The organism is Humisphaera borealis (genome assembly GCF_015169395.1).
Taxonomy (GTDB): Bacteria; Planctomycetota; Phycisphaerae; order Tepidisphaerales; family Tepidisphaeraceae; genus Humisphaera; species Humisphaera borealis.
Map to the genome: position 1 here is coordinate 2,965,074 of NZ_CP063458.1, position 12,140 is coordinate 2,977,213.

The 12,140-nt window shown below is 64.6% G+C and carries 4 protein-coding genes; 2 read left to right on the plus strand and 2 right to left on the minus strand.

Translation table 11 applies throughout. The features are described from left to right. Positions 1–1,188: 1,188 nt before the first annotated feature. Complete coding sequence (locus IPV69_RS11030; RefSeq protein ID WP_206295162.1) at positions 1,189–3,282, plus strand: DUF1570 domain-containing protein; 2,094 nt, start codon at positions 1,189–1,191, stop codon at positions 3,280–3,282. A gap of 401 nt (positions 3,283–3,683) precedes the next feature. Here the strand turns inward: IPV69_RS11030 and IPV69_RS11035 are convergent, their stop codons facing one another. Next, positions 3,684–7,838, minus strand: coding sequence for a choice-of-anchor I domain-containing protein (locus IPV69_RS11035; RefSeq protein WP_206295163.1), 4,155 nt, complete (start codon positions 7,836–7,838; stop codon positions 3,684–3,686). A gap of 312 nt (positions 7,839–8,150) precedes the next feature. Here IPV69_RS11035 and IPV69_RS11040 point away from each other — a divergent pair, with 312 nt between their 5' ends. Beyond that, a complete protein-coding gene (locus IPV69_RS11040; protein ID WP_206295164.1) occupies positions 8,151–9,824 on the plus strand; it encodes a DEAD/DEAH box helicase in 1,674 nt (557 codons plus the stop codon). Between the two features lie 381 nt (positions 9,825–10,205). Here the strand turns inward: IPV69_RS11040 and IPV69_RS11045 are convergent, their stop codons facing one another. Then, positions 10,206–11,990: a hypothetical protein gene (locus IPV69_RS11045; RefSeq protein ID WP_206295165.1), complete on the minus strand. Its 1,785-nt coding sequence runs from the start codon at positions 11,988–11,990 to the stop codon at positions 10,206–10,208. Positions 11,991–12,140: the final 150 nt, after the last annotated feature.

Consider the following 12,140-nt stretch of genomic DNA (forward strand, 5'->3'; position numbering starts at 1 on the left):
GACGAGCCGTCAACCGGCCGAAAGCTTCACAACGATCGACGACTCGTCTGCCCCGCCGGGGCAGATGGCGCTTAGGGATCATGACCCACGGGTTGCGCCACGTCGGCTTCGCCGCCGTCGCTCCACCCGTGGCAAGCGTCGTTGACCCCTTCGGGGTCGTCACGGTGGCGATCGACTTCCTCGCAAAACATCTCCCTTCTGCCGAACGAACCCGGCGCATGTCGCCGAACGAACCCACGGCTACCACCTTCCTCGCGCCGACGACGCCGCGAGTGAGGCTCGTCACACGGGTCTCCCGAGTACCGGCGACCCGTGGCACACAACTTCGCCGAACGAACCCGAGGCGTTTCATCTCTACACGCCAGTTGGCCAAACGAACCCAAGGCATCGGTTGGCCGAACGAACCCGACACTGCCTCGGCGAACGAACCCGACGCATGGCACCGCTCCGCGTCGGCTGGCCGAACGAACCCGGCGTGCGACGGCGGCTTGCGTCGCCTGCCTCCGACAACCGTTCCAAACCAGACCGCCGGCGCGATCGATGGGATCGCCCGGCAAACCCTCCGTCCGCGCCCGGCCGTCGCAACGGATCACACCCGCCGCGCCTGCAAACGCGAATGACGCACCGCCGACTTACGCCGAGGCAAGTCGAGTGATGCCTTCGAGAATGTTTGGTATATGTTATATACGCCCGTTCGCGGCGGTCAAGCAGAATCTGCCGCCTATGTCGTCAATGGGCGTTACCATTTTTCCGGGCGGTATGGATCTGACGGCGTTGTGCAGCGGAACTGCAGGCTGAAAGCCCGCACCAAAATTGCCGCCCGGGAAAATGGTCACGCCCTCGTCAATTGCCGGCGGTCGCGACCTGTTGCTCCGAGCACCGGACTCTGCCATGACGTCTCATGCACTGCGCACTAATTCACATCGGCAGGCGCTTTCTCCTGCCAAAAATGACAGAGTCAATGAAATCCGTGTGCTGTGGTCATTCTTTGCGTTGACTTGCGCCGGTGGCAACGCCATGCTATTCCCAAAAGGGGGTTCAGACGTGTGAACCCGCACTTCTTGTCGGTTGCCGGGAACTAAAAAATCTCTTCGTAGGGAGGATGCCATGGGTGGTTGGCAATCAGTCTTTCGCGGGCGGCGATGCCCGTGGGTCCTTTGCGTTCTCGTTTGCCTGACGGCGACGCCTATGCCCGTTCGGTCGCAGGTCAGGCCGGGGTCGCCTTCGGACATCCCGCTGCCGGTTCGTTTCCGGGTCATTCAGACCCCCTATTACGTGATCACCACCGACCTGCCTCCCGAGGAGGCGCAGGAAGCGGCGCTCCGCATGACGCGGATGGCCGAGGAATACGCCGAGCGGACCAAGGGGTTCTCCGGGCGGGTCACAAAACGGCTGCCGTTCTACCTGTTCCAGGATATCCGCGACTACAACACCTATGGCGGGCCGGTGGGGTCGGCGGGCGTCTTCCAGATCCAGGGCAACGACAGGCGCCTGCTCGCGTTTGCCGGCGAGGCGACCAACCCGCGCCGCTGGGAAGTCATCCAGCACGAAGGGTTTCACCAGTTCGCCGACGCGGCGATCGGCCGGCTTCCGCCCTGGATCGACGAAGGGCTCGCCGAGTACTTCGGCGAAGCGATCTGGACCGGCGACGGCTTCGTCACCGGTGCCATCCCGCCCGAGCGCCTCAAGCGGCTTCGTGCACGAATGACCGAAGGCCGGCTGCTCGCCGTCCGCGACATGATGCAGCTGCAGCCTGATCAATGGAACTTCATGATCTCGCCGAACAATTACCATCAGGCGTGGTCGATGACGCAGTTCCTGGCCCACGGTGACAACGGCAAGTACCAGGCGGGATTCAACAACTTCATGCGGGCCGTCAACCGGAAGGTGCCGTGGGAGAAGGCGTGGGTCGATACGTTCGGTGCCACCGACGGTTTTGAACCAAAATGGTCGGGTTGGTACGCCAAGCTGCCTGACGATCCGACGGCGGAGCTATACACCCGGGCAACGTTGTCCACGATCGCCAGTTTCGTCGCCCGGGCGCACGCGGAGCGGCGTGGTTACCGAACGCTCGAAGACCTCGCGGCGGCGATGAAAGTGGGCGAGTTCAAGCCCACCGGCGAGAACTGGCTGCCCTACCGACTGCTGGAGGAAGCCGTGGTGCGGTCCCGGCGCGACGCGACGACGTTTTCCATCGAGCCTGCGCGGGTGAAGTCCGATCCCCCCGCCGTGGTCGCCGTCAGACCGGACGGCACGCGCCTGGTGGCGACGAGCCCGGCGCGGTTTGCGGTTCCGGTCAAGGTCACGATCACCGCGACATCGGGTGCGGTCGCGGTGCGTCCAGTGCCGTCAATCGCACCGCCAACGGCCAATCCCGGCACTCCCCCGGCGTTCAATCCCCCGGCGAACGCACCCGGCCTTCCGCCGGCGACGCCCGCCAGGCCCCCGGAGCCGCCGAAAGTGGCCGTCGCCCCGCCGGACGCATCGGCCAGGCCACCGATGACTCCGCCGGTGCTGGTCCGACCCGAGGCCCCCGCCGGTGTCGGCCCGAATCTGCCCGCCGCGGGAGGACCCATTCAAGTGGCGGCGGGCGTGTCCCCGGGGCGCGAAAAAGCGGTCGAGTTCGTCGCGGCGAACAACGTCTTCGGTCCCGACCATGATGTGGTCGCCAAAGTCATCAAGGCCAGTGCCGAAGTCGCCAAGACGGGTTCGAACCTCCGCGTCACCCTGGGACCCAAGATGATGAAGAGCGGCCGCCTCACCGATGTCATCGTTCTAGAAGAACGCTGCTTCGTAATCGAGTACACGCCGCAGCAGCGCGCCCGGATAGACATAGGCGATAAGACGGTGATGACCATGCGTTTCGGCATGCCCCCCTGGACGCGCACGCTTCAGACCGTGGACCAGGTCACCACATTGTTCACACCGATGCCCCTGTCGGCGGATGAGCCGCTGAAGTGGAAGACCAAAATCGACCGCTCCGACGCACCCGATGAACGCCCCTACGCCACGCGCGTGCGGTACCTGCTGGCCAACGGCAACTCATTCGAGAACACCGCGATCTACAAGTCGGCGCCCAAGGCCGGCGCAATCCTGTCGTACCAGAGCCACAAGATGCCCAAGCTCGAAGGGCCGGAACCGATCCTGGCATTCGTCGATGTGGTCCATCCGGCGACCGAGACGGACAAGATCGAGATCCTGAGCAACACGATGGCGTTCGTCCTCGACGTTGCGGTCCAGCCCGAGGGAGATCCGGCCGCCCCCGCGAAGCCCGTGGAATGAGCTGAATTTCAGTGAGAGACGTGCGGCGGCGCACCCCCTTGATCCGCGAATGAATGCCACTGTACGTTCCGTTTTGCCACGAAGTCACCAAGGGCACGAAGGCACACGTAGAAGAATCAGCGGAATGGGAAATCGTGGGAATCGCGAGAGATTTCAGGTTCTTCTTCGTGTCCTTCGTGACTTCGTGCCTTCGTGGTAAATCCCTGTTTCGAACGTCGCTCGCCGAATCCAGAGAGATCGTTGCTGGCGTTGGGTGCCACGCGTGGTACCGCGACCCCTGAGGTCGCGCCGTTCCCGCATACTTCGTGCGCGGCTCCTGAAGAACTCAACGCGCAAACAAGAAAGGGGCACCCGTGTCGGGTGCCCCTTGACGATTCTACGGGGAATGACGCTCAGAACGATCAGTCGTCGTTCACGATCGTTCCCGTCGCCTTGGCGACCGCGATCGTTGCAGCCGTCGGGTTCGACAGCGTCACGAAGAACGTCTCGTTGATGCTCTTGGTCGTGTCGCCCTTGACGGTCACGAAGATCGTCCTGGTCGTCTGACCGGCGTTGAACGTCAGCGTGCCGTTGGTGGCGAGGTAATCCAGGCCCGCCGTCGCGGAGCCGTTGCTGGTGGCGTACTTGACGGTGATCGGGCCGCTGGCGGCCTTGTCGAGCGTCACCAGGAACGAGAACAGCTTGGTCCCGCTGTTGCCCTCGGCGGCGCTGAAGCCGGCGATGCTGAGCTTCGGCAGAACCACCGGCGTCGGGTCGTCGTTGACGATGGTCGCCTTGCCCTGGCTGTCGGCGATGGTCGCATTGACCGGAGCCGAGAGGTTCAGGAAGAACGTCTCGGTCGCTTCGACCGTGGTGTCTCCCTTGACCGTCACGCTGACCGTCTTGCTTGTCTGGCCGGAGAAGAACGTCAGTTGGCCGCCGTTACTGACGTAGTCGCCGGGGGCCGACGCGGTGCCGTTGGCGGTGGCGTAGTTGACCGTCACGGTGTCCGGCGAAGCCGAGTCCAGTTTGACGGTAAACGTCAGCACCTTGGTGCCGCTGTTGCCCTCGGTCACGCTGACGTCGTTGACGGAGATTTTCGCCGGGCCGTCGTCATTGGTGATGTTGCCCGTCGCGACGGAGGACTTGATGAAGCCGTTGACGGGGTTCGAAAGTTCGACATCGACCGAGTTGTCGGGCTCGATCGTGGTATCGCCGTACACCTTCACCTTGACGACCTTGGAGGTCTCACCGGCCGCGAAGATGACCGAGCCGGAGGTGGCTTCGTAATCCACGCCCGCCGTCGAGTTGCCACCGATGGTTGCGAAATCGACGCCGGCCACACCGGCCGATGAGTCGCGGGTGACGGTGTATTCGAGGTAACTGAATCCGCTGTTGCCCTCGACGATGGTCGTGCCGGCAATCGAGAAGTCGCTGATATTGACGACGTTCACGTTCACGACGGCCGTGTCGAAGTCGTTCGGCAGCGGGTTGCCGATGTCGGTCACCTTCACGTCGAGTACGAAGGTGGGGTTGACGTCGAAGACTAGTACGGCGGGGTTGGCGACGGTGATCTCGCCGGTGTTCGAGTTGATCGCGAACGCCCCGACGGTGTTGCCGCCGGTGATCTCGTAGCTCAGCGTCTGGTTGGGGTTGGCATCGTTCGCGACGACCGTGCCGACGACCGTGCCGACCGCGCTCTTTTCGTTGACCGAGAAGCCCTGATCGTTGACGACCGGCTTCTGGTTGACGTTGATCGAGTAGAAGGTTGCGGTGCCGCTGACTTCGTTGCCGGTGACGACCAGCGGCGTGCCGGTCGGGCTGTTGGCGGCGGAGATGAAGATGATGCCTTCGGGGCTGATGTCGGTCTTGCCCGGTGCGCCGACCGCGCCCACCGCCGGGTTGGTGTAGGTGACGAAGACCGGCTGGAGCGGGTTGCTCACATCGTAAGTGATGAATCCGCCGACGCGTTCCAGGCCGACGAACGCGTAGGTCTTGCCGTCGATGACCCCGATCGTAACGCCTTCGGGCTCGGGGCCCTTGTTGTCCGATCGGGTGTCGAACGACGCCGCCGCGCCATCGCTGTTGAACAGCGCCGGCACCTGGGCGGCGGTGATCTGCTCCAGGGCGTCGCCGGAATCGAACACGCGATTGCCGGCCGAGTCCCAGATGCTGAACGAACGCGCGCCGTACGCCTGGATGCGCTCGAACTGGGTGTCGCCGTCGAGGTTGCCGTCGAAGCTCGACACCGTGAGGCGGCCGAGGTTCTGGTTGAGCTTGAGGGTGGCGGCGTTGGGGAACACCGTCGCGTCCAGTCCATAGCCGCCGGCACCGACACGGATGGTTTCATCAGGATTGATGAAGTCGTCGCGGTCGTCACCTTCGTTGGCGCTGATGAAGTAGTTCTGTCCGCCGGCCGAATAAGCCGCGACGCCATCGGGCATGTACATGCCGAAAACCGGCTGCTTGTTGATGCTGATCTTGCCACCGCCACCCGATGTCCCATCGACGTCGCGATCGCTGGCGTCCAGGCCGTTGGAACCCGTGAAGTCGATGAGCCCCAGCCGAATCGGTTCGGGGTTCGGATTGATCGGGGCCGAACCGTCCTTGGCAATCGCGCCGAGCATCTGGAAGTCATTGTCGTTGATCAGCGCGAACGTGTCGGCATCGACACGGGCCAGGCCTTCCAGCTTGCTCACGCCGGTGTAGCCGATCGCGGCCGCGTTGACGACCAGCCGCTTGTCCACCGGGCGGATGCCGTTGGTGACCAGGCCGGCGGCGTTGAGGCTTTCCAGCGTCGTGCCGCTGGTGGCCGTCGCGATCGGCGTTCCGGTGACATTCGTCGCCCCGCCGAGGGTGATCTCGTAGATGAGCTTGTTGGAGTCGGCGGTCGTCCGGTCGTCGCGCTCGACGACCAGGAACTTGCCGCCGCCCAGGGCCACCGCGTCGCCGATCTTGTCGGTCTTGGCGGTGCCGGCGGCGGTGGTGTCGCGCATCACGTAGACGTACTCGCCGGTCGTCGTGTTGGTCGCGGTGTCGAACTCGACGATGCGGATGACGCCATTGTTGCGGACGGCGGCAGAACCTGTCGGGTTGTCGAGGTTGGTCTGGATGAACGTATAGACCTTGGTGCCTTCGATCGCGATCGCCTCGAAGCCCCGGTTGGCTCGGCGGAACTGCCCGTAAACCGCCGGCAGCGACTCCGTGCCGTAGGTTCCGGCCGGAGCGCCGACGGATGCCGCGGTACCGGCGGGAATGAACCGGTCGATCAGCTTGCCGGTCGAATCGAAGTGGTAAATCGCCGGGCGATACTCGTCGGGGCACCAGAAGCTGCCGTCGGCGGCGACGACGACGCCTTCGAGGTCGGCTCCGAATGTGTCATTGGTAATCAGCACGCCGTTGAGATCAACGCCCACTTCGTCGGTGTATGGCGTGCCCTGGGCGCCGGCCTGGAGGTTGGGCAGGCCGGTCAGCGGGGAACCGTCGGCCTTGGTCAGCAGGATCTGGCCGGTGATGGTGATCGCGCCGGTCGTCTGGTTCAGGTTGAACCGTACCAGCCGGGGCTGGAAGTTGGGCAGGGCGAACGGCCGCTCGTTGCCGGCGATGCCGGGCAGGATGTCGCTGGGTTCGCCGTTGGGGCCGCGGTCCGTGTTGGCGATGAACTTCAGTTCGCCGGTGCTGCCGTCGATGCCTTCAAAGTGCAGGCCCGAGAAGCCGCCGAGCTTGAGGTTCTGCCCGGCCGGGGTGGTACCGATCGACGGGAGGGTCGATTCGTTGAAATCGTAGGTGGTGACCGTCGGCGTGCCGGTGCTGTAGTCCTTCAGGCCCAGCGCCTGGATCGAGGTAATCGTGCCGGTGGCGATGTTCAGCACGGCAAACGCGTTGTTCTCCTGAAGCGTCACGCGGGCGGTCAGGCCGTCGGGTGCCACCGCGATGTATTCGGGCTCGGCATCGACCGAGAAGGCCTTGCCGGCGGTGATGCGGACACCTTGCAGCCGCAGGTTGGCTTCCTGCCCGTTGAACGCGGTGAAGGTTGCGGTCGTGACCGAGGCCGACGCCACGCCGCCGGCGATGTTGATGATGCTCACCGAGCCGTCGGGGTTGACGGTGTCGCCGACATTGGGCTCGGCTTCATTGGCGACGAGCACCTTCTGGCCGTCGGGGGTGAAGGTGAGCATGTCGGGCTGGGCACCGACGTTCACGCTGTTGAGGAACGAGCCGAAGGTGTTGAAGAAGACGACTTTGCCCGGATCGGTTTTGGGCCCGGCTTCCATCGCGACCGCGACGACGCCGTTTTTCACTGCCACGCTGTTCGGAACCGCCCCGTACGCCGACAGCGAGATTTCAAAGACCTTGGTCGGGTTGGTCGGATCGGAGATGTCCAGCACGTCCAGGCGATTGTTGGTGCCGTTGAGGCTGAACACTTTCTGCGACGCCGGATCATGGGCAATGATCTCCGCGACGGCAGTATTGCCGCTGACGAACGTGCCGATGGGCGCGATCTCCAGGACGTTGGACGGCGTCGGGACCGAGAAAAGCGTGCGAGTCTCAAGAGACTCGAAGCGAGCGCGGTGCATGGTTTCTTCCCTTTCGTTCTGAACAATCAGTCTGAATAACCCACTTAGGTGACCCCGAGATGCCGGGGGCGAGAACGTCGCGGCCTTTCGCTAGCGACTGATTAAGACATCAAGAGATTCCTGTTATTTCAGGGGTTTACGTAGCGCCCCTCACGCCGGGGTCAGGCTTCGCCGCCTCCATGCCGGACCAATAGTGAGCTGCTCCCAAGGCGAAGATCCCGAGCCTCCGACGGGTAAAGACCGCAGCGGATCGAAAATCCCTGCCGATTCCCGTACACTGTCAGAAACGCACACGAACGAGGCCCACTCCACTTGAGCGATAAAACCGAACACCCGCCCGTCCCCGAGGCTTTTGCCGCACTCGGAGTCCGTAATTCCATCCTCCGCGGCCTGGCCGAGGCGAAGTTTGTCACGCCTTCGGAGATCCAGGCACTGCTGATCCCGCGCGCGCTGACGGGGGTGGATATTCTCGGCCAGGCCCGCACCGGCACCGGCAAGACTGCCGCCTTTGGCATCCCGGTGTTGCAGAAGGCAACCCGTGGCGTCGCCACGCAGGCGATCATCCTCGTGCCGACGCGCGAACTGTGCGTGCAGGTGGAATCGGAGCTCAAGCGGCTCGCCCAGTTCACGCCCATCCGCGTGGTCGCGGTCTACGGCGGACAGCGCATCAGCGCGCAGATGAAGTTCCTCAAGAGCGGCCCGGAGATTCTCGTCGGCACGCCTGGCCGCGTGATCGACCTGCTCGACCGCCGCATCATTCGATTTGAAAACGTCCGGTTTGTGATTCTCGACGAAGTGGACCGGATGCTGGACATCGGGTTTCGCGACGACATTCGAAACATCCTGTCGCGCGTCCGCGGCATGAAACGCCGCCTCCCGCCCGACGCCCGCGAAGGCCAGGCCGACGACGGTGGTGACGGCGGCGACAACAGCTATCGGCAGGACGATCGGGACGACCGCCAGAACGACCAGCGCGAAGACCGATCCGCCCGAAGCGATTCCGGCCCCATCCAGGCGATGGCCGGCTACTTCGACGACGACGATGCGGCAGCGGAAGGTGACGATCGTGAAGGCAGTGATCGCGACGGCAACGATCGCGACGGCGACCGAAAAGAAACCAAGCCGTCCCGCAAGGCCCCGCAGGCCGAGGACGACCACGTCGAGGGACCCGTCGCCGCGGGTCACCAGACGATCTTCGTCTCGGCGACGATATCCGACGAGATCGAACGCCTCGCCCGCCGGTACATGCGCGACCCGGAAAAGCTGATCGCCCCCGGCGCCGACGACAAGCCGACCGTCGAGAAGGTCGAACAGTTCTTCTTCGCGGTCGAACCGTGGGACAAGTACCGCCTGCTGAAGATGCTGCTGGAGCGCGAGAACCCCGACCTGGCGATCGTGTTCTGCCGCACGAAGCACGGTGCCGAGAAGCTGGCCAAGCGGCTTCATGGCGACGGCATCGAGTGCCGCGAGATCCACGGCAACCTGAACCAGAACCAGCGCGAAAAGGTGATGAAGAACTTCCGCACCGGCAAGTTCGATATCCTGGTCGCGACCGACCTGGCCAGCCGCGGCATCGACGTCGCCGACATCAGCCATATCGTGAACTACGACCTGCCGGACGACCCCGAGGTGTACGTCCACCGCGTGGGCCGAACCGCCCGCATGGGTGCCAAGGGCAAGGCGTACACGTTTGTTTCGCGCGGCCAGGGCCCGGAACTGACCAAGGTGGAGAACTTGATCAATATGGTCATCCACCAGGGACAGTTGGAAGGCTGGCAACCCAATCCCCAGCCCGCCGACTGGAAAGAAGGCAAGCCCGGCGGATTTGGTGGCGGTGGTGGATTTGGCGGCGGTGGTGGCAATGGCGGTGGATCGCCCCAGACACCCGCCGCCCCGGTCACCGACCACCCCGCAGTCCCCCTGCCCCCGCCGAGAAGACTGGGCAGCAAGCTGCCCCTGAGCCGACGGCACAAGCGACTGCGGTGAGTTTCGAGCCTGCTCGGAGTGGAGCGTGGGATTGTTTCCGACGACTGGCGTCGATGCCCACTCAAAGACTCGCGCCGATGCCGATTCCACGACGTGGCGATGCACGGCCGTCTTCGGCCTGAAAGGCCGGGATCGCTCAGCCCAGGGCAACGCCCTGGGTTCTCGATGATCGAGAGCGACGCGGACTGAAAGTCCGCGATATCGAACTTCCGCAACGCACGATCGCGGCCCTTCAGGCCGCCACAAGCTCGCCCGACGACCCAGGGCGTTGCCCTGGTCTGAGCGATCCCGGCCTTTCAGGCCGAAGAGCGCATTCGGTCATTTCCCTTTCAGGATCGTATCACCGCAGCATTCCGCATTCCGCATTGCACTCCACCCGTTTCATCGAATCCGGTTCAAATCCAAAATCACCCAATCCTTGTCCGAAAAGACCGCTGCGCGATCGGCCTCGGACCGCGCGGCCGGCTGATGGGTGCCCAGCGCCTCACGCGCCTTCTTCGCATATCCGTCGAACGGCGGGAAATAGCTCGGCGCGGTCGCGCCGTACAGATCGCTGCTGACGATCACGTGCGTTGCCCCGAACTCGTCGCGAAGGCGGACCAGCGCCGCCGGGTCACGCGAATACAGGCCGTCGATCACCGCCTGCACGCGTTTGCGCATGATGTCGGCGTACTTGCGATGGAAGGTCTGGTGCCCGTCGCGCGTCGCCAGGGCTGCCTGCGACGTCAGGTACTGCACGCCGTCCAGTTCCGCCGGCCAGCCGGCAACCATCGATCGCGGCGGCAGCGCCCGGATGAACCGGTACGCTTCGTGGTGGTCGTTCAGGGTGGTGTCCAGGCCCGCGGTTGCCAGTTCGCCGGGACCGAACTGCGGCTTGATTCGGTAGCCGGCAAAGATGAGGACGAACAGCCCGACCGCCGCGGCCATGACCAGCGCCTGTGTCCGCCGTTGATCGGTGTGTGTGACAATGACCGTCGCGAGGTGGGCGATGCCGGCGGGCACGATGACAAGGGCCGCGATAGCCATCGGGTACAGCTGATAGCGCGCCGGCAGGTAAAGCCGCGGTGCCGCCAGAGCCGACAGCACATACGCCGCCACCGCCATCGCCGGCAGCAGCAGCACGCGCCTCGCCGGCGGGCTGGGCTTGAGCAGCAGGATAAAGCCAGCAAGCCCCGCGGCGGCGAGCACCATCAGCACGATCTGCTTGATATCGAGCAACAGCCCGGCGTCGCCGGGGTTCCACGCCCCGCCCAGCCCGGCGAGCGGCGCTTCGACGAAGTTCTTCAGCGCGGTCAGACTGAATGAGCCGGTCGAGCGATCTTCGACCTGGTACGGCCCCTTGGCCATCTCCGGGTATTCCTTCACGCTTTCGGCGCCGAGCACGGGGCCCCATTCGTCGGTCGCGTAGATGGTCGGTACCACGAAAGCGGCCGCCACAAACGCCGCGATGAGTATCAACCCCAGACGCCGGCCCAGGCTCCAGGTCTCGGCGTTCCCGCGGGCGGTCGCCGGCAGGCAAAGCAGCCAGACCGCCAGCGCCAGGCCGCACACCACACTGACCACCGGATAGAACCCCGCCGACAGCCCGACGACGACGGCCATCAGGATCGGCTTGCCGCGGGCCAGCGCGAGCATCGCCACCGCCAGGAACGGAAACGCGAACGCCCGGGGTAGTCCGCCGGTCATGCGTTCGAGGTAGAGCGTTGCGCCCAGGCAGAGGGCGGCGGCGCCCCAGCCGGCGGCCGGGCCGCGAATCCGCCTTGCCGCCCGCGCGGCCGCCCAGACTGTTACCCCCAACAGCACGTAGGTCAGGATCCGCCCGAGCAGCCGGGGATCGATGAGCGAACCGAGCGTCATGTAGACCGCTTTGAACCCGATCGGGAATGACGCCATGAAGTAATCGGCGATCGGATCGGAATGGAACAACTGATCGTCGTAGTAGCGCATCAGCGGCCAGAACTGCTGGCGGGCCGAGGCGTTGAGCGTTGCCGGGTTGGCGGCGAACACCGCATGACGGACGTACAGCGGCAGGAAATAGGCGACCATCAACGCCAGCACGAGCAGCCCCGGCCACCGCTTGGGTCCGCCGGTGGTGGCAGGAATCGGCCGGGATGGCATGGGGGCAGTGGCGACGGACGGATTCGGCAGCGGCGGCGGCGTGTCCATGGGGCGAAGTCTACCGACGGACCACTTTGTAGCACAGGCGTCGCCGCCGCACCGGCATTGGAATGTCGATCGACAATCGACGCTCGACATTCCGTAGTGCACATTCGACAATCCACGCCGGCAATTCCCTGTCGTCTGACATTCACCCCG

What these genes read in the sequence shown, in the direction of transcription:
- IPV69_RS11045 (WP_206295165.1), bottom strand. Translation starts at nt 11,990, where the DNA reads ATGGACACGCCGCCGCCGCTGCCGAATCCGTCCGTCGCCACTGCCCCC.
- IPV69_RS11035 (WP_206295163.1), bottom strand. Translation starts at nt 7,838, where the DNA reads ATGCACCGCGCTCGCTTCGAGTCTCTTGAGACTCGCACGCTTTTCTCG.
- IPV69_RS11030 (WP_206295162.1), top strand. Translation starts at nt 1,189, where the DNA reads ATGCCCGTTCGGTCGCAGGTCAGGCCGGGGTCGCCTTCGGACATCCCG.